This is a genomic window from Fluviicola sp., assembly GCF_029266855.1.
GTDB lineage: Bacteria > Bacteroidota > Bacteroidia > Flavobacteriales_D > Crocinitomicaceae > Fluviicola.
In genome coordinates, this window is record NZ_JAQSWB010000001.1 from 798,238 (window position 1) to 824,354 (window position 26,117).

Consider the following 26,117-nt stretch of genomic DNA (forward strand, 5'->3'; position numbering starts at 1 on the left):
AAGAGCCAAATGGCAAAACAAATTAGCGCGCAGGGTTCTGCGGATTTTGATTGGGACGCATTAGCGTTAGACGGGTACACTTTAGCACAACGTTCAGAACTTTCTGACGTTTATGAAAACACCCTGACTTCAATTAACGAAAAAGAAGTAATTGAAGGAACTGTTATCGCAGTCTCAAAAAAAGAAGTAATCATTAATGTTGGTTACAAATCTGAAGGGGTTGTTCCTGCTTCGGAATTTCGTTACAATGCTGAATTAAAAGCTGGTGACAAAGTAGATGTATTCGTTGAGTGTCAGGAAGACAAAAGTGGCCAGTTGGTTATTTCTCACCGTACAGCTCGTATGCACAAAGCTTGGATTCGCGTAAATGACGTGTTGCGTTCAGGTGAGGTAATCACCGGTTTCGTAAAATGTCGTACAAAAGGTGGTTTGATCGTAGACGTATTTGGAATCGAGGCTTTCTTGCCAGGTTCTCAAATCGATGTTAAGCCTATCCGCGATTACGATGTATATGTTGGAAAGAACATGGAATTCAAAGTTGTTAAGATTAACCAGGAGTTCAGAAACGTTGTTGTTTCTCACAAAGCGTTGATCGAAGCAGAATTGGAAGAACAAAAGAAACAAATCATCTCTGGCCTGGAGAAAGGACAAGTATTGGAAGGAACTGTGAAAAACATTACTTCTTATGGTGTGTTCATCGATTTAGGTGGAGTAGACGGATTGATTCACATTACAGATTTATCTTGGGGACGTGTTAACCACCCGGAAGAAATCGTTGAATTAGACCAAAAATTAAACGTAGTAATCTTAGACTTTGATGACGATAAAAAACGTATCGCTTTAGGTTTAAAACAATTACAACCACATCCATGGGATGCTTTAGATGCTAACTTAGCTGTTGGTGATAAAGTTTCAGGTAAAGTTGTTGTTTTAGCTGATTACGGTGCATTCGTTGAAATCGCTGCAGGAGTTGAAGGATTGATCCACGTTTCTGAAATGAGCTGGTCTCAGCATTTACGTTCTGCTCAAGACTTCATGCAGGTTGGTGATACAGTTGAGGCTGTTATCCTTACTTTGGATCGTGAAGAGCGTAAAATGTCATTAGGTATTAAACAATTGATGCCGGATCCATGGTCTGCTATCGAAGCAAAATATGCTGTTGGAACTAAGCACCATGCAAAAGTTCGCAACTTCACTAACTTCGGTGTATTCGTTGAATTGGAAGAAGGAGTTGATGGATTGATCCACATTTCTGATCTTTCTTGGCAAAAGAAAATCAAACACCCGTCTGAATTCTGTAAGGTAGGTGATGAAATGGAAGTAGTTGTATTGGAAATCGATCGCGAAAACCGTCGTATTTCTCTAGGACACAAACAATTGGAAGAAAATCCATGGGATGTGTTTGAAACTATCTTCGGAGAAGGTTCGGTTCACCAGGGTACTATTATCGAAACAAAAGATAAAGCTGGTATCGTAGCTCTTCCTTATGGAGTTGAAGGAATTTGTCCTTCCAAGCATTTACGTAAAGAAGACGGAAGCAACGCGAAAGTTGAAGAAACTCTTGACTTTAAAGTAATTGAATTCAATAAGGAGTCTAAGAAAATTGTTGTTTCTCATACACGTACATTCGAGGATGGAACAGATGAGAAAACAGCTAAACCTGCAGCTAGCGGTAAAAAAGGAACAGCAGGAGCTGGTTCTTCTACATCGCAGGCTGTTAAAGCAATCAACCAAAGTAATGAGAAATCAACTTTAGGTGATTTGGATGCTTTAGCTGCATTGAAAGAAAAAATGGAAGGAGGAGAGTAATCTCAATCCCTCTTAAATAATGGAACGCCCCGGCTTAGCTGGGGCGTTTTTTTTGTTCCAGAAAACTGAAACTGTGGGGACGCGAAGCATCGTGTCTCACTTTTAATTCTCCCACTTTTTAGTCCTCCCTCTTTTATTCTCCCATTTAATTATTTTTTTTCAATCATCAAACTCCTTACTCCTATTGACTTTTGGTCATTTTCAAGAAAATATTTTTTATTTTTATAGTACTTTGTATTGCATAGTACTAATTTATACATATATTTGTGTCATAAATAGTACTTGTTATGAATGTAGAAAATACTCAGGCCCAAATGCGGAAAGGAATCCTGGAGTTCTGTATTCTCAGCATCCTGAATAGTAAAGAAGCTTATCCTTCCGAAATTCTCGATCAACTGAAGCAGGCAAAGTTAATTGTAGTTGAAGGAACCCTGTACCCTCTCTTAACTCGCCTGAAGAATATCGAACTCCTTACCTATCGCTGGGAAGAATCAACTTCTGGTCCACCCAGAAAATATTACTCCATCACTGAAGGAGGGAAAAACACGCTGGAAGCCCTGCAAATTACATGGAATGAGCTTCAACATGCTGTGGAAACATTAACTACTAAAAAGAACAAATCATGAAAAAAACACTTTCAATACATTTAGGTCGTCAATTATTTGTCATCGAAGAAGATGCATACGACCGCTTACAGGCTTATCTGAAGAAATTAGAAACTTCATTAGCAAACGAGTCAGGAATTACTGAAATTGTAGAAGATATTGAGATGCGCTTTGCTGAGTTACTGACACAATATTTAGGCGAAACACGCCAAGTGGTTACAATTGGTGACATACAAAAAGCCATTGCGTCTTTGGGTGAACCGGAAGAAATCACAGAAGAAGCAGAGCAACCTAAACAAACGCAATCAAACCAGGATTCAAACGGGCAAAAAAGAATGTACCGTGATATGGATAATGCAATGCTCGGCGGACTTGCTTCCGGACTTGCAGCTTATTTAAGCATTGATCCTGTAATCATCCGTGCCATCTTCGTGATCTTCGGATTTATGGGATTTGGAGTTCCGGTTTACATCATTCTTTGGATAATCGTTCCGAGCGCAAAAACACCTTCCGAGCGCTTACAAATGAAAGGAAAACCTGTAAATATCGACACGCTGAAGGAAGAGTTTGAAAAAACTGCCAGCCGTTTAAAAGACGACACCATAAATGCCGCGAATAAATTCAAAGCAAACAATCAGCACCTTGCCAACCAGGCAACAAGCATCCTGCGATTCATAGGAAAGATATTTGGTGTATTATTCATTGCAGGAGCTTTGATATGGTTAATTATTTTCACACTCATCGTAAGTGGAGTTATTGATGTCGTACCAATGACAGGTGACCAGGAATTTGCTTCCCTATATGAATTTCTTCAGCTCGTTTCTCCTGTAAACAAATCGTTTTCACTGATCTGGATGGGAATCCTGCTGGTAGGGTTTGCCGGCCCCTTGCTTTCGATTGCAATTGGAGCGAGATTACTCCTGGGTAAAGTGAACAAATACTTTAAATGGAATTTCATCATCCTTCCATCTTTTATCTTCATCGGAATTGTTCTTGGAATCATCGGTTCTATTAACTCGGCAAGAGACTATGAAGTCTATGCATGGCATCCGAATGAGCAGTTAACAATTGCTTCAGATGATTTGAAACTGGAAGAGCTTCCCTTAATCATTAACAACAGTAAAATTGAAAGCAGCGGAGGAATTGATTTTATCTCCATCCGGGACGGTGAGATCATGGAGCATGGAATTAATATAACTTATAAGGAGTCAAATGACAGTTTGTTTCATGTTTCTCAAAAATTCAGAGCCCATGGTGTTGACCTGGCAAGCGCTCAGAAACGGGGAATGCATATCAAACATCAGATCAAGGTAGAAGGAAATAAATTATTGGTTAGCCCATACTATAATTTCCCTGCAAAAGACGGACTTAGAAACCAGGAAGTTGAAATCATAATCGAAGTACCGAAAGGAAAAAAATTATTCATCAATAACCGCGAAGTATTAGTTGAAGGTCAGGAATACATGGGAGTAATGTACGCTGATGAGCCTTTTGAGGCTTATGAAGCATTCGAAGACTAACTAAAGAAGTTCAAAAAAGGTAAAATGGTTCAAAAGTTAAATACACTCTTTCAACTTTTCACCCTTTTGAACAAATCCAACTTTCTTTAAAATCAATGCCAACCCAACATAAGTAGAGTAAAGTAAAGCAGGCGGTATTCAAGTAAGATTGAATACCGCTTTTACTTTAGGTTGCAGGTTAAAATAATTCGATTTTCAAACAATCAATTATTTTCCCATAGTAAAAGGAAGTTGACTTTGAGCCCTCCGCTCTTCTGCATCTGCCACTTCTATCGGATTTTTCTGTTGCGGTTTAATGAATTCCTCTACTTTCGACAATTGACCATGCACATCAAAATGATACCACTTATTAATCTTCTCATCCATTCCATTAACAAAACCATAGCTTTTGAGTTGGCTTAGTGCATTAAAACGCTGGTGTCCATAAGGATTATAAATAGTCGCCGTTATTGGCAGACTACCGCTTGCAAACCATTCGAACTCCATACGCAACCTTTCTTCCTGAGAATAACCATTCCACCAATTCGCATTCCCGTCGGTGAAATTCACATGCAATGAATCAAATTGCGGAAGGTGGTCCGGGGCCTGTAAGAGCTCTGTATCAGGTAATATATCTCCGCCTAAACGGCTAAATCTTCCTCTGAAAAAACGATCCATTTGAAAGGCTTGAGCTGTTGTCAGATTGATTGCTTCGATATTCGTGTCATCGCTGTAATAAACCCAATCCCCCTGCTTGATGTATTCCACCAAAGGTGGTTCGGAATATAAACGCACAGAAGTTTTAGGATAGTGTTTTTTTTGTGGTCCTGAAGTCAGGAATAATGAAACCTCAGTCGGCTCTAAGTAATTCTGTGAAGCCAAAGACATCGTATTTAAAGCTGTCAGTTCGATATTTTGGAACCACTGTAAATTCCCCGGATTGTGCACCGATTCATGACCGGAAGCGATTAACATTCCGCCCATATCGTAAATTTCTGTCCATACAATATTATCCCCAATTGGTTTACGGACATATTTTAAAGATTGATTCAACTCGTAATTGGTTTTTACCACGGCATTTCCATCCTGGAACAGGATCTCTTCGATCACATTTCCTTCCCTGTTAAAACGCGTACGGATCCCATTCAATTTATCATCTTTCCAATGTTCGGTTCTGCACAACTGGTTTGTTCCCTGGTAATATTCCAACCATTTCCCTTCCCGTTTTCCATTTTGATAAAATCCAACGATCCATGGCAAAGCAGGAGAATAATTTTGTTCCCAGCGACCATGTAAAATTCCGTCTTTCCCCTCTCCGCGAATCCAAAACTTATACTTTCCGGTCTTGTTTTCACTATGGATCAAATCTTTGGCTTTAAAGCTCATGGCGATTACTTCCGGTTTTTGCGGAATCTCGATTCTGTTTGGAGCTTCAATAGCAAAAGGCAAATACGAATCGTAAGCTCCCTGGATCAGTTTTAATTCTTCCACGGAAAATCCGGATAATTGCTGCCACTCGACTACCTGCTCGTTTTTCAAGTCCTTCGCCCAAATGTAATTATCTTCTTTCGAGATCTGAAGCGCTAAGTTTCCGTAACCGCTTTCTCTCATTAAATAACCAACGGCACAGTGCGTGTTGTGTTCATCAATAAAAACAGGAATCCGTTCCGCATGGTAGTAATTTATTGGGAACACACCCTGTAAACGATAATCGGAAAGAACATCGATCAGGTGCTTCCTCATAACAAGTTGTTCTTTATTCAGATCCTTCAGATCTGCTGAATTCAAAACCCGGAGCACCAATTCCAAATGTGCCTGTACAAACTGCTTATCTGAAAGAAATACCCGTTCATTTTCCAGCGGAACATGTTTTTGATGCTTGTTCCAATTCGGATTAAAAGTACACAGCTGTTCAAAAAATGTGTTTGCTTGTGAGGATAAACTAAATCCCAGCAAGAGAAGAAAGATGGTTGTTTTCATAATGGATCAATTTTGATAAGTGTTACAGACTTGAAATACATTCGTTCAAACTGTGAGCTGAAAAATGTTCTGACCAGGTATGATTTATATTTGAAAAAACAATAAATCGGGAGAAATGCAGAAGTTTAAAAGGCATAAATATCAATTCAAACAGATGAAAACCAACTAGTTAAATCAATCTTGTTAACCATTTTATTAATTGGTTAATTTTTACGACACAACCAATTGATTTTCAATAATTTAAATAAAGTTTGTAAACCATTTAGTTAATTCGTTCACCGAAAAGCGTTGTCCCAACCGCGGAAAATTGATTTTCTTCACTTCCAATCCCCTCTTATACTGCCCAAGATTCATTATATTTGTCCAACTTTAATGGAAAGCTATGGCATCACAAACACCCCAGGAAGAATTGATTGCAGTTGACTTTGATACATTCAGATCGGAAGTATTAAAAGACTTTCGTTTGGCTAGTATTTCAAGAGAGACCTCACTTTTAGGGCGAAAAGAAGTTCTTACGGGAAAAGCAAAGTTTGGAATTTTCGGTGACGGAAAAGAATTGGCACAAATTGCTCTTGCAAAACAATTCAAAGACGGGGATTTCAGATCCGGATACTACCGCGATCAAACCCTAATGATGGCCATTGATCAATTGAACGTTCGCGAATACTTCTCAGGTTTATTTGGTCATACAGACGAAGTAATCGAACCTCAGTCTGCAGGTCGCCAAATGGGTGGACATTTCTCCACGCGTAACCTGGACGAAAAAGGAAACTGGAAAAATTTAACACAACAAAAAAATTCTTCAGCTGATATCTCTCCTACTGCCGGACAAATGCCGCGTTTATTAGGATTGGCTCAGGCTTCAAAAGTATACCGCGAGCATCCTACATTGAAAGACCTGGAAGAATTCAAAAAATTCTCAAACGGTGGAAATGAAGTTGCTTTCGGAACGATTGGTGATGCTTCCACTTCAGAAGGACCTTTCTGGGAAACCATTAACGCTGCAGGGGTATTACAAGTTCCTATGGTCATGTCTGTTTGGGATGACGGGTACGGAATTTCGGTTCCCCGCGAACATCAGACGACTAAAGGAAGTATTTCCCAGGCATTAAGTGGCATGCAACGTACTGCTGATTCTCCGGGATACGAGATTTTTGAAACCAAAGGTTGGGATTATGCTCACCTTTGCGAAACGTACGAAAAAGCAGTTGAATTAGCCAGAAACGAACACATTCCTGTACTGGTTCACGTAAAAGAGGTGAATCAACCTCAGGGACATTCAACTTCGGGATCTCACGAGCGTTATAAAGATGCTGCACGATTACAATGGGAATCTGATTTCGATTGTATCAATAAATTCAAAGAATGGATCCTGAACTTCGATGCTGACGGTCAAAAACTGGCAACGGAAGAAGAATTGGCACAAATAGCGAAAGAAGCCAAAGAATATGTAAACGAGCAAAAGAAAGAAGCCTGGACGCTTTTCACTCAGGATCTGAAACAAGATTTGGATCGCGCTGTTGCCGTATTGGAAAACCTTGCAAATGAAAGTTCAAATGGTATTTTCATTAAAAGAGAGATCGAAGCGCTTCAAAAAACAATGAATCCGATCCGCAAAGACGTATTCAATACCGTTCGAAAAGTATTGCGTTTGGTTCGCGATGAAAATACAGCTTCCAGAACTGCTTTGATCGCCTGGTTAAAACAGGAAACAGAAAATAATTACAACCGATACAGCGATTACTTGTACTCCAACTCGGAAAACAGTGCGTTGAAGGTAACTTCGGTAGCTCCCGCATACGACGGAAGCGGACACATGGAAGACGGACGGATTATTCTACGGGATAATTTCAAAGCCATCTTCGAAAAATATCCGGAAGCCTTGATTTTTGGCGAAGACGCAGGAAAGATCGGTGGTGTAAACCAATCATTGGAAGGTCTCCAGGAACAATTCGGAACATTACGCGTTTCTGATGTCGGGATTCGTGAATGTACCATTATTGGTCAGGGAATCGGAATGGCTATGCGTGGCTTGCGTCCGATCGCGGAAATCCAATACTTGGATTACTTGCTTTACGGAATCCAGATTATGTCAGACGACCTGGCAACTGTTCAGTACAGAACAAAAGGCGGACAAAAAGCTCCCCTGATTGTTTCTACGCGCGGGCACCGCCTGGAGGGAATCTGGCACAGCGGATCACCAATGGGAATGATCATTAATTCCATCCGTGGAGTCCATGTTTGCGTTCCCAGAAATATGACAAAAGCTGCAGGTTTCTACAATACCTTAATGCAGGCGGATGAGCCGGCTTTGGTTATTGAACCTCTGAACGGATACCGTATCAAAGAAGAAATGCCGACAAATATCGGAAGCTTTACAACTCCTTTGGGAATTCCTGAAATTGTAAGTGAAGGAACTGATCTGACGATCGTTTCATACGGTTCTACTTTTAATTTATGTGAACTAGCAGCAAAATCACTGTCCGAAATGGGAATTTCAGTTGAGCTGATCGATGCACAGACCTTGCTTCCATTTGATATCAACGGAATGGTTGCAGAATCTCTTAAGAAAACAAACCGTTTGATGATTGTAGACGAAGACGTAAGTTCGGGTGCTACGGCATTCTTGCTGGATCAGATTTTGGTTAAGCAAGGTGGTTATGCCCATTTGGATTCAGCTCCGGTTACTTTAAGTGCGAAGGATCACAGACCTGCTTATGGAACAGACGGTGATTATTTCTCCAAACCAAGTATTGACGATATTGTTGAAACTGCTTATTCGATTATGAACGAGGCTGATCCGACTGCATTCCCTTCGATTTACTGATGAAAATTTGAAAAGAACTGCGGGCATATTGAGTATCCTATTCGCAATAGCTTTGATTTGGAAAGATATTGCAGCGTTCTCATGGAATATTTGGTTTTATAACAATCAAATTGAACTCGCAGCCAAATATTGTGTCAATAAGAAAAAACCGATGCTTCACTGTAACGGTAAATGTTATCTGGCAAAACAGTTGAAGAAATTGGAACAGGAGGAAAAAAAGAATCAGCCTGTTCCAAAAATGCCTTTAAAACTGAAGGAAAATGTCTGGACTGCGGATTCTCATACTATTTCTATTTTCGAAACAGTTGAAATTTTCCCGCTTGAAAGATCCGTTTCTTTCTTTTATCAAAACAGGGAGCTGATTTCCTTTTCAGCGTTCACTTTCCACCCACCTGCTGCAGGATAATTTCTTTTATTGAAATTGGTTTCCATATTTGCCCGCTAATTACGCGAATGGCACAGATTTTTTATTGCATATATAAATGAAAAAATCTATTTCACGTTCGTGTTTATTACGCTGTTGGCAAACAGGATTTCATTTCAATTAGCAAACCTTTTGTAATGGATGTTTAAGTACTTCCCTCTTCTGCACTGCTAGTGTAATAAACGGGAAATTAACTCCTATCAGCAAAAGAGATTTACACATTATTATTTAATACAGAATCATGAAAAAAAAGATCCTCTTTTTCGTGTGGCTTGTCGTGTCTCATTCCGCGCTCTCTTGCGATGTTTGCGGATGCGGAGCTTTTAATTCCACACATGGTTTGGGAACATTGGCACAAGGCAACCGAACAAGTATTGGACTGAACTATCAATACCGTCTGTATAAAAGCCGGCACCCTAAACTATTTGGCGAAGGTATGGAGCACAGTACCGATTATTTCCAGCGATTAGATGTTTTGGGACAAGTAAGGGTTTCGAAAAGATGGCAGCTGCAGCTTTCGGTCCCCATCACTTTCAATAAGCACGTGGCAGACGACACAACTTCACAAAAGAATGGTTTAGGCGACCCCGTTTTAATGGTCAACTATTTCCTGTTTAATCGGCAGGACAGTTTACAAACCCGCTTGTTTCGATGGATTGTTGGTGTTGGGGTAAAAAGTCCGGTAGGAAAGTTCACCCGTCCGAACGATGTGGATTTGTACCTCTATCCGGGAACAGGAACATTTGATGCGCTGTTTCAGAATTCCTTCTTTTTTCAAAAAAAGAGATGGAGTTTATTGCAGACTGCACAATACCTTCTCCGCGGAGAAAACAGATACAGATACATTCCCGGATCCTTATTCAGTACTAGTCTTTTCGGACAATACAAATTCAGGACCTGGGGTATTTACACCGGAGCACAATATTCCTGGAGCGGTGTTGATTATTTGAACCGGAAAGCAATTCCTGGTTCTCCTACTCAGGGCAGTATTCTAACGGGAATTATTGGTGCATCAGTTCAATTTAATTCGTGGGTGATCCAGGGAAATATACATATTCCGGCTGCTCAGAATTTAGGAGATGGAAACTCCAGTCAAAAAACCGCATGTAGTATTTCACTTAATTATTTTTTCAATTAGATATGAAAACATCTTTTATAATAGCAATTCTTGCAAGCAGCATCAGTTTAAGTGCATGCAAAAAAGATAAAAAAACAAACAGCACAACGGAGGAAGAAAATCATCCGACAGCGATAATTACAATCACATCTCCGCTTGAAAACGATACCATTCAGGGGAACTTCACTGTTACTGGAACAATTGACGGAACTGAAAACCTTCACGGATATCAGGTAACTGTTACAAATACTTTGAACGATTCCATCATTTATCAAAATGAAGTGCACGATCATTTGGCAGATTTTACGATCAATCAAGCCGTCTCACAAACGTATACCACATTCACACCATTGAAGCTGGAAGTGTTGGTAGCTTTGGACCACGATGGCAACACTGCGGTAAAAACAGTTCATTTTGTAGTTCATTGATCCTTTGGAATCAAAATTATTGATGAAACATGTGGGAACGCGACACATCGCGTTCCCACATGTTTATACCCAAATGTTTTTGACATCATCCCAATCAATTCCTTATTTTTGTTACCCATGACAAAAAAAGAAAAAGCACAATACGTAATCGAAGAATTGGAAAAGTGCTACCCGGAAACTCCAGTCCCTTTGGACCATTGGGATGCTTACACCCTACTCATAGCAGTTTTACTTTCGGCACAATGCACAGATGAAAGAGTCAATAAGATCACACCTATTCTGTTCAAACGTGCTTCCCGTCCGCAGGATATGATTAAGTTATCTGTGGAAGAGATCAGGGATATAATTAAGCCCTGCGGACTTTCGCCGAAAAAATCGCAGGCGATCTACGATTTATCACACCTCATAATTGATAAACACAACGGTGAAGTTCCTCAAACTTTTGAAGAACTGGAGGAACTGCCCGGAGTCGGACATAAAACCGCTTCTGTTGTCATGTCACAGGCCTTTGGAGTCCCTGCCTTTCCGGTAGACACTCACATTCACCGTTTGATGACACGTTGGGGGCTTACAAGCGGTAAAAATGTGACTGAAACAGAGAAAGACGCAAAAAAACTCTTTCCGCGCGAATTGTGGAACAAATTGCATCTGCAGATTATTTTTTATGGAAGAAGCCACTCTCCTGCACGTTCTCCGAAAAGAGACGTCGACTATATCACGGCAAAGATCGGAACGAAGGAAGCATTGAAGGAGTTAAAATAATTATTTCCTGTAGAAAATGTTATTTTTGACAATCCTAATAAATAAACGAATGAAACTTATCACCACCATCATCATAATCGTGATTCTTGCGTTATTCTTAAATGCCTGTAAAAAACTACAGGAAGAATCCTGTTCGCCTACCGAACCAGTTACATTAACTACAGACAGTGTGATATACGAAGGATGGCCTATGTACTTATCCGCAGATAACTACTACACAGGACAAAGCTTTACTTATAAATGGAAAGGTCCTGCTGGATGGAGCAAAGAATCTGTTTACCCCTCAAGTGATTCTCCAATGGAAATCGTTGACTCCATGACTGCAGCTAAAGCAGGAATTTATATGGTTGATATTATGTCGGAAGATTGTATTCTAAAACATGGAGAAATAAACATTCAGGTTGTTCCGGTTCCAAATCCCCCGTGTACAGTTACCAATAATTCAACAACTACAAGTGTTGCAGGTATCGGTGGTACAACTTATAATAATATTGAAGGCTCAACTGCGGGCAGTTCGACCTATTTTATTGAAGCTTTAGGATCTTCACAGAATATCTCTTTTCTATTTAACGATAATGACATTCCAATTCCCGGGGTTTATACATCCTATCACGAGCAATTTATTTCAGGCTTAAATAGAGTTCGTATTACTATTAATACTCCGTTACAATATTATAATATGAATTCAGGCCATGCTGTTTATGTCAACTTGGTAAACGGGCATACTGTGATCTCCTTCTGCAATGGGGTTTTTCATGACCCATCCGGAAACGGGGCAATTACTATTTCCGGAAAAATCACCCTCCCTTAAGAATCCTGTGGTTATATTTTCTTTATCTTTAATTGAACTTATAACTCAATCAGGATGTCATTTCAAGCATATTTAGACAATATTAAAGCCCTCACCGGGAAACTTCCGGAAGAACTACAAAAAAGAGCACAGGAGAAAGGCTTCATTAAGGATGGAGAATTATTAGCAGATATAAAAGCCGGACAAATAGTAGCCTGGCTGAAAGAAGAATATGAGTTGGGACACGGACACGCAATGGCGATTTACGCCTGGTTCAAAGGAAAACGCTCATAAGAAAACAGACCATTCGTAATTCTAATTTTACAAAATGATTTCAGTAATTGTAAGTTACCAGGTAAAACCGGAATTTGTTGAACAGAACAAATTAAACATCCGGACATTTTTAGCAGATTTTGAACAGCTGGATGCTTCAAAATTCGAATACAGTGTGTTTTTGAAAGATGACGGCCTTACATTCGTTCATTATTCCCGCTATTCGGATGAAGTAATGCAAAATCAACTGCTAAATGTTCCGTCTTTCAAAGCTTTTCAGCAAATGCGCGATGACAGCGGACTAAATAATTCTCACAAAGTAGAAGTACTTCAATCCATTGGTTCCAAAGGAAATTTAGAATAAAAATAATTCGTAATTATCTCAACGCTTTCTTAAGGGCTTCTGGGTCCAATTGCTTTTCCCATCGCGCAACAACGATTGTAGCTACTGCATTTCCAATCAGGTTTGTCAATGCCCTGCATTCCGACATGAATTTGTCTACCCCCAAAATCAGGGTCATACCTGCAATAGGAATATCCGGAACAACTGTTAGAGTTGCTGCCAGAGTCACAAATCCGGCACCGGAAACTCCAGCCGCACCTTTGGAACTCAACATCGCCACTAAAAGTAAAGTCACCTGTTGACTAAAGGTTAGATCCACATTACAAGCTTGGGCTATAAACAGTGCTGCCAGGGTCATGTAAATATTTGTCCCGTCCAAATTGAAAGAATATCCCGTTGGTACAACCAAACCGACAACCTGATTCGAGCACCCGGCTTTTTCCAGTTTTTTCATTAATGACGGTAAAGCAGATTCGGAAGAACTTGTGCCGAGTACTAACAGCAATTCGTCTTTCAAATAGCGAAGCAGTTTTAAAATATTAAAACCATTATACCTGGCTACCAAACCGAGTATCACGATTACGAATAAAGCTGCCGTCAGGTAAAATGTCCCTACCAGGAAAAATAAATTCTGCAGTGTCTCGACACCATATTTTCCAATGGTAAAAGCCATTGCACCGAATGCACCGATCGGAGCAAGTTTCATCAGGATATCTACAATCTTGAAGATCGGATGAGTCAATGCCTGGAAGAAATCCAACACGGGTTTGCTTTTATCCGCAGTTAATGACAATGCCACACCAAACATAATTGCCGCAAACAACACCTGCAGAATATTCTCTCCCGTGAGCGAACTCATAAAGGTTTTGGGAATAATATTTAATATAAAGTTTGAAAATGTATTTCCATGAGCAGCTGTTACGTATTCGGAAACATCTTTTTGATCAAGCGTACTCGGATCAATGTTCAGACCGTTTCCGGGTTGCAGCACGTTACTTACGATCATTCCGATGATCAGCGCCAAGGTGGAAAATGTCAGGAAATAGATAAACGCTTTCCCGGTAATTCGACCTACTTTTTTCAAATCATTCATCGAAGCAATTCCAACGGTTATTGTAATGAAAATAACAGGAGCAATGATCATTTTGATCAGGTTGATAAATCCATCTCCCAGTGGTTTCATTTTTTCCCCGAGATCCGGCTTAAAATAACCAAGTGTAACACCTAAAACAATGGCAACCAACACTTGAAAGTACAGGGCTCTGTACCACGGTTTTGGCTTAGCCGGTTTTGCATGCATGTCTATTTCCATCGGAGAATTTCTTTTTAGAGGATAATTCGTTGAATATATTAATTATTGATCAATTGGAAGCCTTTGTCACCTGAATCGCTTGATTTATTCCTCCACAAAATCCAGGTCGCGATTGTGTGTTTCGGAAACGCTCCAGGTACTGTAAATTCCAATAGCGAAAGCAATAAATCCTACAATACCAGCAGAAACAAGGACTGTTAAACCTGATCCCATCAGAGATTCAAATCCGATTGTCATTAAAATAACGGTTCCCCGCACCATATTAGGAATCGTCGTAGCAGCTGTAGAACGGATATTGGTCCCAAACTGCTCTGCTCCTATTGTTACGAACATCGCCCAGTAACCGGTTCCGAATCCAAACCAGCAGCACATGAAATAATACATCGGAGCAGTATGAATAGTTCCCGAAAGGATCCAAACCACACTGATCAGGGTAAAAGCCATCATCCATAAAATGGATTTCTTTCGTGATCTTAACCAGTGGCTCAGGATTCCGCTGAAAATGTCTCCTGCAGAAATACCGATGTATCCCCACATGATCGCGTCTCCCGGATTAATGCCTCCTTTGATGCCCAGCGCTTCACCGAATACATTACCAAACATGGCCAGGATCCCGATACAAAACCAGGTTGGAAGACCAATTCCGATACAGCGCAAATAGCGCCAAAAACGGTCCCAATTGGTGAAAAACATCAGGAAGTTTCCACGACTGACAGTTGTCTTCTTTGTTTCATTGAATATTCCGGATTCCAACACACCGATCCGCAATAAAAGCAAACCGATCCCCATTCCTCCACCTATGAAATAAGCAATGTTCCAATCAGGTGTCAGTTTAACGGTCAGATTCGCAACTACAGCCCCTGATAGCCCGACTCCCGCTACCAATGAAGTTCCGAGCGCACGTAACTCCTTTGGCAATACTTCAGAAACCAGGGTGATCCCCGCTCCTAACTCCCCTGCCAGACCAATCCCGGCAATGAATCGCAGCGCAACATAAGTATAGGTCAGATTTTCTTTGTCATTCGGGAAATAAGGCAAGAACCCACACATGATATTTGCCAACGAGTACAGTACGATCGATCCGAAAAGAACTGACAAACGTCCTTTCTTATCGCCCAAAATCCCCCATAGAATCCCTCCCAAAAGCAAACCTCCCATTTGCCAGTTCACGATCATCGTTCCAACATGGGTTATTTCCTTTTCGTCAAATCCAAGACCTTGTAAACTTGGAACGCGGACGATCCCAAAAAGAAGTAAATCGTAAATATCTACGAAGTAACCAAGTGCGGCTACAATTACCGGCAATGACCATAAAGGCCTATATGAAGTGATCTTTTCCAAAGTAGTTTGTTTGAGCCCTAAGATAGCATTTGAAACTTAAAAGTGAGAAGTTAAAGTGAAAAAGTGATTCAGTCTTACAAGACAAAAAGCCAAAAGGATATAAACGAATTTCTTCGAAGATACTTCGTAGACATAAGAGTCCGCCGCGGCGGACGAAGACTGAGGCTCTGTCTCACAAGACAGAATAGCCGAAGGACAGCGCTAGCTGACGAAGACTGAGGCTCTGTCTCACAAGACAGAATAGCCGAAGGACAGCGCTAGTCCGCCGAGGCGGAAGGTTCCGTCTTACAAGACGGAAAAGCCGAGGGACATAACGTAGTTTTAGCATAGGTACTCCGTCTTTCAAGCATGAATGAACCATGATTGAAGCATAGATGAAGCATAGATTGAAGTCCAAAAATTAGGCATTCGTAATCAGGAATTTGTAATTTTATAAAATGGTTTCCGACGAAAGATATATGTTGCGTGCTTTACAACTGGCAAAAATGGGTGGCATTGCGACTCAGTCCAATCCGCTTGTTGGAGCTGTTATTGTTCTGAATGACATGATTATCGGGGAAGGTTATCATCAAAAATATGGGGAAGCTCATGCAGAAGTAAATGCGGTGAATTCAGTAGCCGACAAATCACTTCTTAATGAAGCAACTATTTACGTGACACTGGAACCTTGCTCCCATTTTGGCAAAACACCGCCTTGTGCAGACTTGTTGGTTCGTTATCAGTTCAAGCGGGTTGTAATCGCTCAGATAGATCCGTATCCGGAAGTTGCCGGTCGGGGAATTGAAAAACTGAGACAGGCTGGAATTCAGGTTGATTGCGGAATTCTGGAGCAGGAAGCAAAGGAACTAAACAAGCGTTTTATTACTTTTCAAACAAAAAAACGTCCGTTTATAACCTTGAAATGGGCTCAATCAAAAGATGCTTTTATTGATTTGGACCGTACCGGTGAACAAAAAACCGGGATAAATTGGATCTCACAGCCTGAAACACAAGTCATCACTCATCAGATACGCAGTCGCGAACAGGCTATTCTGGTTGGCTGGATCACAATTAAAAATGACAATCCCTCACTTACGACAAGAGCTTTTAAAGGTCCCAACCCAATTCGCATTATTCTCGATTCACAATTACAGGCCCCAAAAGACGCAAAGGTTTTCAATGATGGAAATCAAACGATTGTTTTAAATCTCCTGGAAGACAAGATCGTGAACGAAGTCCGTTATATCAAATCAGACAGCCTGGATCCGCAATCGATCCTTGAAATACTTTATCGAAACAATCTTAATTCTGTTTTAATAGAAGGTGGATCAGCCACTTTAAGTAGCTTCATAGAATCCGGTTTATGGGATGAAGCACTCGTAATTACGGGAGAAAATGAATTCAAATCAGGACTTAAGGCTCCTGTTCTTGCGAAAAATCCGGTCAAAACTGTTCGCTTCGGAAAAGACACGCTGAACTATTTTCAGAATTATTCCGTCTAAAATCAACGATTCTATTGCCGAAACCCTTGAATTTTCTATTTTTAGTTCGCATTAAGAAATCTGACAGCTGATTTCACATGAAGCATTCAAATAGATAAAGATGAAAATTTACCCGATTGAAACCGGCACATTTAAGTTAGATGGAGGAGCAATGTTTGGAGTCGTTCCGAAAACACTTTGGTCAAAAACAAATCCGGCAGACGAAAACAACCTGTGTACTTGGTCTATGCGCTGTTTATTGATCGAAGACGGAAACAGACTGATTCTGATTGATACGGGAATTGGTGATAAGCAGAGTGAAAAGTTCTTTTCTCACTACTACCTCGCAGATACACAAACATTGGAACAAAGCTTAAATAAATTGGGGTTTGGCCTGGACCAGGTTACGGATGTATTCCTTTCTCACCTTCATTTTGATCATTGCGGCGGAGCTGTTAAATGGAATTCAGACAGGACAAAACTGGAAACTGTTTTTAAAAATGCAATTTATTGGAGCACGGAAAATCACTGGCGTTGGGCTACTGAACCGAATCCAAGAGAAAAAGCATCCTTCCTAAGTGAAAATATTCTTCCTCTTCAAGAAAGCGGACAATTGAAATTCATTGAACGAACCGGGAATTATACAGAATCTGTATTCAACAACTTTGATGTCTTGTTTGTAGATGGTCATACCGAAAGTATGATGGTGCCTCACATTCATTATCAAAATAAAACACTGGTATTTATGGCTGACCTGCTTCCGAGTACCGGACATATTCCTTTGCCATATGTTATGGGATACGATACCAGACCTTTAATCACACTTGGGGAAAAAGGATTATTCCTGGAAAAAGCTGCAAACCAGGAACTTGTATTATTTTTAGAACATGACAGTGTCAATGAATGTTGCCTGGTAGAACAAACAGAAAGAGGAGTCCGCTTAAAAGATAGTATGACTTTTTCATCGGTATTTGGATAAAATTGTAAATTAGAACAAAACTTCACATCATGAATAATTACTTGCTACAACTATTAAAAGAGGTCAAAACATTGATTATACCCGGACTTGGGGCTTTAACAGTTACCAATGAAAGCACTGGGGAAATCCTTTTTATGCCTTATTTAAAGTTCGATGACGGCACCTTGGCCAAGCATATCGCGAGTAAGGAAAACATGGAACTGAATGATGCAAGTAACCTGATTTCTAAATTTGTCCGGGAAGTAACTGCCGAACTCGATAAAGGAAATTCCTATGATATGTACCAATTTGGCCGTTTTGTAAAAATAGACGGGGAAATTGCTTTTGAAGCATGGGGAGAAACTATCGGAAATACTGAAGTTTCATCTGACAAGAATGAAGCACCAAAGGAAATAATTACAGAAACTCTAATCGTTCAGGAACCGGTGATTGAGGAGCCAGAGCAAAAAGAGGATTCCCCGGTTCAGGAACCGAAGCAGGAAAAAGTTCCACCGCTTGTAATAGAGCCGGAAAAAGTTGTCGAAGAACCTAAGCAAGAAGAAAAGAAAATTATAGCAGAAAAACCGGTAGCAAAAGAAGCTCCCGCCGCTGAAGAACCAAAAATAGTGGTTGAAAATCTGAAAGTGGAAACAGCGAAAATCATTCCGCCTGCTGTGGAAAAAACGGAACCAAAAGCCCCAAAACAAGAAGCTCCGATTAAGAAGGAAAAACCGGTGAAAGAACCTAAAGCTCCGAAAGAAAAGAAAAAAATTTCCGTATTTGCTTATATTTTATGGGGATTCCTTGTTTTGATCCTTGGCTCGGGAACCTTTATTGCTATTAAATTCGACAGTCTCAAAAAAGATTTCCCGATCCTGGCAGATCTGGCAGGTGAAAACGACGATGTAGCAAAAGGAAGTGATGATGTAAAACAATTGGAAGATGAACCGGATGTGAATATTGATTCGGAAACCGAATCCGAACCAATTCCTGAAGATCAGGTACAGGTAGTGGAGGATCAGCTTCCTGAAACAAAGGTGGAAGAACCAAAGAAAGTGGTAACTCCCAAAAAGGAAACACCTGCTCCAAAGCCAAAAACTACCGTTACGGTTAATAAGAAACCTGTTACAAAATCAAAACCTCAAAATACGGGTGGTTCTGTTGCATCATTCGATGGTTCAAGACATTTCCACATTATTGCCGGTTCTTTCGGATCTGAAGCAAATGCAAAAAAATTAGCAGAAAAACTTCAATCAAAAGGATTCAATGAGGCTTCTGTAACAATGAACAATGGAATGTACCGCGTTAGTGTAAAAGGATTCAGCACTTTAAACGAAGCAACAGCCGAAGCAGCAACTATTCAAAGTTCAGTACCAGGTGCCTGGGTATTGAAAATGTAAAATACCTTATAAAAAGTAGGGGGGCGCGATTAATCGCGCCCCCCTACTTTTTGTCTATAAATTTAACCAAGCTTTATAACCAAATCAATCAAACGATTCGAGAAACCGGCTTCATTGTCATACCATCCCACAACTTTGATCATATTCCCGATTACCGAAGTTAGTTCGCTGTCGAAAATACAGGAATTGGAATCCCCCAGAATATCAACAGAAACAATCGGATCTTCTGTATAGCGGACAATTCCTTTCAGATTGGACTCAGCTGCATTTTTAAATGCAGTATTGATCTGTTCAACAGTCGGTGGGTTTTCTTTTACAATGACCGTTAAATCGGTCAATGAACCATCCGGAACAGGAACACGCATTCCACATCCTCCCATCTTGCCTTCAAGTTCCGGGAAAATCCGGGTAATTGCTTTTGCAGCACCGGTGGATGTAGGTACAATACTTTGAGCTGCTGCCCTGGCTCTTCTCAGGTCCTTGTGCGGACTATCATGCAGACGTTGATCTGATGTATAACTGTGAATCGTTGTAATGTAAGCTTCCTCAATATCACAAAACTCTTTTAAAACAGCTACCAACGGAGCCGCAGAATTGGTAGTGCAGGAAGCATTACTGATGATTTTATGATCGTCAGTGATCAGGTGATCATTCACCCCGATTACCACATTAAAAATATCGTCTCCCACGGAAGGAGCACTTAAAATAACGCGTTTAGCACCCGACTTTAAGTGAACTCCTGCTTTTTCACTCGTTAAAAACAAACCGGTCGATTCAATAACAATATCAACTCCCAAAGCTCCCCACGGAATTTCTTCCGGATTCTTATATTGTAAAAACTCGATCTTCTGTGTCTGATTAAAAATGAGTTGATTGTCATTGATCTTCAATTCATCGTGCATTCTGCCATGGATGGAATCATACTTCAGCAAATGAACCAAAGTCTCTATCGGTGCCAGATCATTAACCGCCACCAAATCTATTTGCGGGTTCATCAAAGCTAATCTGCTAAAATAACGTCCGATTCTTCCAAATCCGTTAACTCCTACTCTTATGCGTTGTTCCATCTGTTATTGTGTAAAGTTTAATAATGCAGTTTGTAATCTTAATTTGAAATTACAAAAATAAAAAAGGCCCTGACATTTTCGTCAGGGCCTTTTAACATCATTTATTTAGTGGAAGACTTGAACAAATCCTTGTTGTTGTATTTCTTCACCGGTTTGGAGTTTTGCTGTAAAGGTGTAAAAGTAAGTACCCTCTGAAACTACTTCTCCGTTTAAGTTCTTCCCATCCCAAGCTGCGTTTGGATCGTCGTACTCAGTGACCAGGTTACCCCATCGGTTTACAATCGAAATGTGGAACTCTTCTACCCCATCATAAGAAAGGAAGAATTTATTGTTCCCTGAATTAGATGAAAGAACAATGATATTCGGTGCTGTAATGTAACATACTTTTCCGCCGATTGTCATTGTCGAGGAATGTGTATTACACTCATTCTCCACCGTCACTGTATAAACACCTGGTCCAGCCAAAATATTATTACCAACGGTACCCTCACTCCAAACATAACTATCATTCTGTGGGTAAACCCCACAAGATGTAAGAATCGTTGCACCGAAACAAATTACGGTGTCAACTGTATTTACGTAAGCGTAATTAATAAATTCAATCTCCGATGTTACTGAAGTATTACACTGGTTATCTGTAAACGTTACAGTGAATGTTCCTGGAATACTGGATGTAATAACCGGGTTCAATACATTCGCATTCGGACTGAAATGAATATTTGTATCTGCACTTGACCAAACACCTCCGTTTGCAGCGATAGTTCCGCTAGCATTGTAAGTAAAATTACAAGCAGATGTATCCGGGAAAATCTGAGGAAGCAAGAACAATGTTACTTGCGATGATGTAGAATTGTTACAAACATTATCTGTAAATGTAACCGTGTACTGCCCGCTTGTAGTCGCTGTAATTGTAGGATTCAATGTCGTGTTATTAGCAAGGAAACTTACTTCAGGCGATGCTGCGGACCAAACTCCTCCGGTAGCATAAGCCAGGGTTCCTGTCACTTGAAAATCATCCCCGCAAAGCAAGGTATCGTCAAATATTTGCGGATAAGGCGGGAATATGATCGTCGAGGTGACGGTATCGCTACAGGCATTATCTATATAGGAAACAGTATACGTTCCTGCCGTATTCGTTGTAATTAAAGGGTTGTTATTTGTAGTTGAACTGAAATTCAACCCGGCTGGTGTAGCATTCCAAACTCCTCCGTTATATGCTTGTGTACCTGTGACCTGGTAAGTCATGTCACATGCAAGAGTATCCGGGAATATGATTGGCAAAGGCAAGGTGTAAATCGTCACGGTTGTATCGTAATGACAGCCGTAATTATCAACGAGGTTATAAATGTAATTGTGATTTCCTGTTTGATTTGGTATAACATTCACCAATGTATCATTTGGTCCGCTGACAATTGTAGGGTCCGGATTCCAGTAAGTATCAACAGCAGATGTATAATAACCACCCATTCCAGGGAAGAAAGAAGGATCAAAGAATAATCCCCATTCGAAAATATATCCGTTATCCTGAGTCAAATTATCCTGTACATGAATTGTCCAGTCTCCATTCAATGGGCAACCTAATAACCCTGAAGCAAGGTTAAACGCCTCATCCGGAGCATATACATCCGAAGGATCCATGGAAGTTCCTGCAGAAAGTTGTGGTGGACCTACCTGTGCAGCCACAGGAACTGTATTTGCCCAGTTTTGGCTCATTGGTCCGATCGTATTAAATACAGAGCTGAAACAGTATTCCCATCCGATTCCAGGATTCGGAGTATTAACATCATAAGGATGACCTAAGAAGATTCCGCCACCGCTGTTTCCACCAGGTAAAAAACCTGGAGCGTAGGAATTCAACAATTCCACAGTTTGACCGTTCGGACATTCTAACCAAATTTCTAAATCTCCGGTATAGGAATGTTCCATTGTCAAACAAACCTGGTTCAAATCCTGTGCATTTTGAACAGTTGCTCCGTTTGGAAAACCACTCATCGTAATACTTGTTTCATATTGCAATCCTGAACCATCAGGAAGATAGGTTAATCCTGCATAAGAACCACCTAATTGGAAAGACCCTTCAGGAATTGTGACACCAACTGTATCGTTTGGCGTAACACCACCAATCAGGATTGTGTTCTCCCCTAGACAAACCGTATCCTCTACCGGACCTGTACCTGCAAAAATCGGTTGCTGGGAAACCCTTGCCTTCGCAACTATTCGCTCTGAACTAGGGAAAATATCAGTGATTTTCAAATCAACTAAAAAACCATTTCTTGTAGGAGGTACAAACCAAATAGAATCATTATTCGGATAAGTTCCTCCATCCGAAATGTTCCAGTCATAAACTACATTCCCCAGGTTTTGAGAATATCCGTTGCCCGTCGTCTCAAGTGAATAAGGAAAAAGAGGTTTTGCTACGAAAAGAATACTGTCTCCCAAACATACATCGACAAACCCGGTATCTATCGGATTTAACGAATTTAAAGGTGATCCGTTGACGAACGCCTCCATATGCATTTCAAAAGGCTGAGCCGGATTCCCGCACTCAATACTGGAAATCCATCCCGTCCCCTCTGTAGCGCCGTCTGAAATAAATACGAAAGTCAAACAACCCGTTGGATTACTCCAGGATGCCGTATGAGAAAATCCTCCCGGATCCGTAACGGAATTATGAACTCCAACCAAAGGAGCACTGGTAGTAGGACCATCATAAACATAAATGGAATCCGATCCGTCAACATCAAAAGCATAACCAGCATTGATTCCGAAAGTCATCCCCATCTTTGTCCCCAATGTCAGATCCGGACAAAGAACTACGGTATCATTAAAATTAGGAGCATAATTACCTCCCGAGCCACCGTCATCAAAGAAATTGGTTGTTGCTCCATCGTAAATATTACAGTCTGCAGGGCTGTTCTGAGGAAACTCCACCCCCGATCCCATAATCACATTTTGTCCAAATGCAGATTTAGAAACCACAAGTAGAATAAAGACTAAAAGAAGTTGTGTATATTTTCTCATCATTTTTGCATTTTCATTTCACCATCCAATGCCCAAGTAGATTTCACGACTAAATATTGGTTAGTTCCGGTTATTTTATAATATTGATCTTTGTCTGTAATTGCTATTCCCATCTCAGCAGGATTAACCTTTTTTGCAGTTTCAGCTGAAATCTCCCCGTCATATTGAATTGGAGCACCGTCCTTAATTACTTCTGTAGTAATAAAACTACCATGTGCAATAGCATAGTTCTGCATTTCTTTGGTCAAAACCGGAACCGGATATTGAGATCCGTCACGTGTCTTTGGAGTCTTGGATGTTTGTTGTCCGTAAGACAGCCCCATGCAAAACAAAAAACCAAGGGAGAGTAGTGTCTTTATCATTGTTTATTATTTGTGATTTATTTAATGTTCTAGACTCCATTCATTAAAAAAGAGTTGCACGAACGTTTAAAAGTAGTTAAAAAAAAAAGAAGTGGAAGCAAATATAAAGCTTAGATTTGCAATGCCAAATAGGAATAACAATGGAAATTCAACAATTACAAGCAATTGCAACACAGGTACGAAGAGACATCGTACGAATGGTTTCTGGAGCAAATTCAGGCCATCCGGGTGGATCTTTGGGATGCTCAGATTTCTTAACCGTACTTTACTTTGAAATGATGAAACACAATCCGGATCACTTTTCAATGGATGGAAAGGATGAAGATTTGTTCTTTCTCTCAAATGGTCATATTTCACCTGTTTGGTATTCCGTTTTAGCAAGATCAGGATATTTTCCTATCGAAGAATTGGCAACTTTCCGCAAATTGAATGCAAGGCTTCAGGGACATCCGAGTACGGATAAAAAAATCCCCGGTGTACGCATGGCATCGGGTTCTCTTGGACAGGGATTGTCAAATGCAATTGGTGCAGCGCTTACCAAGAAATTGAATAGTGACAGCCGCTTGGTTTATTCGTTACATGGTGACGGTGAATTGCAGGAAGGACAAATTTGGGAAGCAGCCCTATATGCAGCAGCAAATAAAGTTGATAATTTAATTGCAACGATTGACTACAATGGCCGTCAGATTGATGGTGACGTAGAGGATGTTCTTTCCTTGGGAGACCTGCACGGAAAATGGCAAGCTTTTGGATGGGAAGTTTTGGAAATGGATGGACATAACTATTCAGATTTGATCGAAACACTTAATAAAGCGAAAAGCATGACCGGAAACGGGAAACCAATTATCATTATAATGAAAACAGAAATGGGTCAGGGAGTTGATTACATGGTAGGTTCTCATAAATGGCATGGCGTAGCGCCGAATCTGGAACAACTGCAACAGGCTTTAATCCAATTGGAAGAAACTTTAGGAGATTATTAATGAAATTTTTCGCTGTCATTTGTTGTTTTTTATTTTTGAGCTTCTCAAAGGTTCAGGGACAAGAACTGACGCGTATTTTATTTATCCTCGATGCATCCAACTCTATGAATGCGAATTGGGGAGCCCAAACCCGGATTGAAGCCGCAAAAGAATTATTAATAAAAACTGTTGATAGTTTAAACGGCAGCGCAAACCTGCAGATTGCTTTACGGGTTTACGGTCACCAATCTCCTATTACAGCAACTTACCAGGATTGTAACGATACCAAACTGGAAGTTCCTTTTGGGCCGGATAACTTCATGAAAGTCCGCAATAAGATCAAAACGATCATCGCAAAAGGAACAACCCCAATAGCCAGATCCCTGGAAGCTGCAGCAGCCGATTTCCCGGACACAAATGCCCGGAACATTATTATCTTAATTACAGATGGTTTGGAAGCCTGTGACAACGATCCGTGCGTCATTGCAAAAAAACTGCATGATAAGGGAGTAAAAGTCACACCTTTCGTAATTGGTTTGGGCCTCGACCTTTCTTACCTGGAACAGTTTAAATGTATCGGAAGTTATTCTGAAGCTGAAACAAAAGAAGCTTTCAGTAATGTGTTGAAAACGGTCATTGCAAAAGCAGTGATTAATACAACTGTCCAGATTAATCTCAATAATATCAATAAGGTTCCGAATGAAACGGATGTTACTATGTTCTTGTACAAAGCCGGAACAAAACAACTGATGTACACTTTTGTTCACACTTTAAATCGCCAGGGAAATCCGGATACTTTAACAATGGATCCTGCTTTTAAATACGATTTGGTTGTCAATACCATTCCAAAAGTTTACAAGAACAACATTTCTATTATAAAGAATACACATAATGTCATTCCGGTCGATTGTCCCCAGGGATTCATCAGACTCCGGTTTACGAATGCTACCAGCCCTTACAAGGTAATTTCAAGGGTTTATCAGAAAACAGACCAAAAAACACTGAATACACAAGCAGTAGGTTCGACTGACAAATACATCGTTGGAACTTATCAGGTGGAGATTTTAACCCTTCCGCGCATTTATCATACTGTCGAAGTAAGTCAAAGTGCTACTGAAACAATCGATTTACCTGCTCCTGGCCAGTTGAGTTACAGTGCTACAAAAATGGTAGCGGCACAAATATTTGTTATTCAAGATAACGGAGAACTTGAATGGGTCTGTAATCTTGACTTGGTCAATTTAAAAGATTTGATCTACCTTCAACCGGGGAAATACCGCTTGATTTACAGGCAAAAACAATTGAAATCAACTACTTACACAACAGAAAAAGATTTTAGAATACAATCCAATAAAACAACTTCGATTAATTTATAGC

The 26,117-nt window shown here is 40.3% G+C and carries 22 protein-coding genes; 16 read left to right on the top strand and 6 right to left on the bottom strand.

Going from position 1 to position 26,117, the window contains the following annotated elements; genetic code table 11:
- Positions 1–9: 9 nt before the first annotated feature.
- The 3 genes from rpsA (at position 10) to K0S23_RS03770 (ending at position 3,934) form a co-directional block, all read left to right on the top strand.
- The gene (gene rpsA, locus K0S23_RS03760) at positions 10–1,809 is read left to right on the top strand and encodes a 30S ribosomal protein S1 (RefSeq protein ID WP_300354447.1); all 1,800 of its coding nucleotides are present in this window, start codon (positions 10–12) and stop codon (positions 1,807–1,809) included.
- 287 nt (positions 1,810–2,096) lie between these two features.
- Positions 2,097–2,435, top strand: coding sequence for a PadR family transcriptional regulator (locus K0S23_RS03765; RefSeq protein ID WP_300354451.1), 339 nt, complete (start codon positions 2,097–2,099; stop codon positions 2,433–2,435).
- Positions 2,432–3,934 (top strand): PspC domain-containing protein, encoded by a 1,503-nt coding sequence (locus K0S23_RS03770; protein ID WP_300354453.1) that lies wholly within the window; start codon positions 2,432–2,434, stop codon positions 3,932–3,934. The genes K0S23_RS03765 and K0S23_RS03770 overlap by 4 nt, the downstream gene beginning before the upstream one ends.
- A 207-nt stretch (positions 3,935–4,141) precedes the next feature.
- Here the strand turns inward: K0S23_RS03770 and K0S23_RS03775 are convergent, their stop codons facing one another.
- Positions 4,142–5,893: a hypothetical protein gene (locus K0S23_RS03775; RefSeq protein WP_300354456.1), complete on the bottom strand. Its 1,752-nt coding sequence runs from the start codon at positions 5,891–5,893 to the stop codon at positions 4,142–4,144.
- A 382-nt stretch (positions 5,894–6,275) separates the two neighbouring features.
- Between K0S23_RS03775 and K0S23_RS03780 the strand changes: the two genes are divergently transcribed.
- The 8 genes from K0S23_RS03780 (at position 6,276) to K0S23_RS03815 (ending at position 12,878) form a co-directional block, all read left to right on the top strand.
- The gene (locus tag K0S23_RS03780; RefSeq protein ID WP_300354458.1) at positions 6,276–8,720 is read left to right on the top strand and encodes a thiamine pyrophosphate-dependent enzyme; all 2,445 of its coding nucleotides are present in this window, start codon (positions 6,276–6,278) and stop codon (positions 8,718–8,720) included.
- Positions 8,721–8,727: 7 nt separating this feature from the next.
- Entirely contained in the window at positions 8,728–9,126 is a 399-nt protein-coding gene (locus K0S23_RS03785; RefSeq protein WP_300354460.1) for a hypothetical protein, read from the top strand.
- A 259-nt stretch (positions 9,127–9,385) separates the two neighbouring features.
- Positions 9,386–10,282 carry a hypothetical protein gene (locus K0S23_RS03790; RefSeq protein WP_300354463.1) on the top strand — a complete coding sequence of 299 codons (897 nt, stop codon included), beginning with the start codon at positions 9,386–9,388 and terminating at the stop codon, positions 10,280–10,282.
- 2 nt (positions 10,283–10,284) lie between these two features.
- The gene (locus K0S23_RS03795) at positions 10,285–10,689 is read left to right on the top strand and encodes a hypothetical protein (protein WP_300354466.1); all 405 of its coding nucleotides are present in this window, start codon (positions 10,285–10,287) and stop codon (positions 10,687–10,689) included.
- A 117-nt stretch (positions 10,690–10,806) separates the two neighbouring features.
- Positions 10,807–11,451 carry an endonuclease III gene (gene nth / locus K0S23_RS03800; protein WP_300354469.1) on the top strand — a complete coding sequence of 215 codons (645 nt, stop codon included), beginning with the start codon at positions 10,807–10,809 and terminating at the stop codon, positions 11,449–11,451.
- Between the two features lie 49 nt (positions 11,452–11,500).
- Positions 11,501–12,262 carry a hypothetical protein gene (locus tag K0S23_RS03805; protein ID WP_300354472.1) on the top strand — a complete coding sequence of 254 codons (762 nt, stop codon included), beginning with the start codon at positions 11,501–11,503 and terminating at the stop codon, positions 12,260–12,262.
- A gap of 54 nt (positions 12,263–12,316) precedes the next feature.
- Positions 12,317–12,535, top strand: coding sequence for a DUF4287 domain-containing protein (locus K0S23_RS03810; protein WP_300354475.1), 219 nt, complete (start codon positions 12,317–12,319; stop codon positions 12,533–12,535).
- Positions 12,536–12,569: 34 nt separating this feature from the next.
- A complete protein-coding gene (locus tag K0S23_RS03815; protein ID WP_300354477.1) occupies positions 12,570–12,878 on the top strand; it encodes a hypothetical protein in 309 nt (102 codons plus the stop codon).
- Positions 12,879–12,891: 13 nt separating this feature from the next.
- Here the strand turns inward: K0S23_RS03815 and K0S23_RS03820 are convergent, their stop codons facing one another.
- Both K0S23_RS03820 and K0S23_RS03825 read right to left on the bottom strand, forming a co-directional pair.
- Positions 12,892–14,169, bottom strand: a complete 1,278-nt coding sequence (locus tag K0S23_RS03820) for a dicarboxylate/amino acid:cation symporter (protein ID WP_300354479.1) — start codon at positions 14,167–14,169, stop codon at positions 12,892–12,894.
- A gap of 84 nt (positions 14,170–14,253) precedes the next feature.
- Complete coding sequence (locus K0S23_RS03825; RefSeq protein ID WP_300354483.1) at positions 14,254–15,510, bottom strand: MFS transporter; 1,257 nt, start codon at positions 15,508–15,510, stop codon at positions 14,254–14,256.
- Between the two features lie 437 nt (positions 15,511–15,947).
- Between K0S23_RS03825 and ribD the strand changes: the two genes are divergently transcribed.
- The 3 genes from ribD to K0S23_RS03840 all read left to right on the top strand — a co-directional run bounded on the left by ribD (position 15,948) and on the right by K0S23_RS03840 (position 19,328).
- The gene (gene ribD / locus K0S23_RS03830; RefSeq protein WP_300354485.1) at positions 15,948–16,991 is read left to right on the top strand and encodes a bifunctional diaminohydroxyphosphoribosylaminopyrimidine deaminase/5-amino-6-(5-phosphoribosylamino)uracil reductase RibD; all 1,044 of its coding nucleotides are present in this window, start codon (positions 15,948–15,950) and stop codon (positions 16,989–16,991) included.
- A 100-nt stretch (positions 16,992–17,091) separates the two neighbouring features.
- Positions 17,092–17,949 (top strand): MBL fold metallo-hydrolase, encoded by an 858-nt coding sequence (locus K0S23_RS03835; RefSeq protein ID WP_300354488.1) that lies wholly within the window; start codon positions 17,092–17,094, stop codon positions 17,947–17,949.
- Positions 17,950–17,978: 29 nt separating this feature from the next.
- On the top strand, positions 17,979–19,328 hold the full coding sequence (locus K0S23_RS03840) for an SPOR domain-containing protein (RefSeq protein WP_300354491.1): 1,350 nt from the start codon (positions 17,979–17,981) through the stop codon (positions 19,326–19,328).
- 62 nt (positions 19,329–19,390) lie between these two features.
- Here the strand turns inward: K0S23_RS03840 and gap are convergent, their stop codons facing one another.
- From gap to K0S23_RS03855, 3 genes are all read right to left on the bottom strand, one after another.
- Positions 19,391–20,395 (bottom strand): type I glyceraldehyde-3-phosphate dehydrogenase, encoded by a 1,005-nt coding sequence (gap, locus tag K0S23_RS03845; protein WP_300354494.1) that lies wholly within the window; start codon positions 20,393–20,395, stop codon positions 19,391–19,393.
- A gap of 105 nt (positions 20,396–20,500) precedes the next feature.
- Positions 20,501–23,419, bottom strand: a complete 2,919-nt coding sequence (locus tag K0S23_RS03850; RefSeq protein WP_300354497.1) for a gliding motility-associated C-terminal domain-containing protein — start codon at positions 23,417–23,419, stop codon at positions 20,501–20,503.
- A complete protein-coding gene (locus K0S23_RS03855) occupies positions 23,416–23,778 on the bottom strand; it encodes a hypothetical protein (RefSeq protein WP_300354506.1) in 363 nt (120 codons plus the stop codon). The genes K0S23_RS03850 and K0S23_RS03855 overlap by 4 nt, the downstream gene beginning before the upstream one ends.
- Positions 23,779–23,918: 140 nt before the next feature.
- Here K0S23_RS03855 and K0S23_RS03860 point away from each other — a divergent pair, with 140 nt between their 5' ends.
- The gene (locus K0S23_RS03860; RefSeq protein WP_300354509.1) at positions 23,919–24,761 is read left to right on the top strand and encodes a transketolase; all 843 of its coding nucleotides are present in this window, start codon (positions 23,919–23,921) and stop codon (positions 24,759–24,761) included.
- A complete protein-coding gene (locus K0S23_RS03865; RefSeq protein WP_300354512.1) occupies positions 24,761–26,116 on the top strand; it encodes a VWA domain-containing protein in 1,356 nt (451 codons plus the stop codon). The genes K0S23_RS03860 and K0S23_RS03865 overlap by 1 nt, the downstream gene beginning before the upstream one ends.
- The last annotated feature ends 1 nt before the right edge of the window (position 26,117 follow it).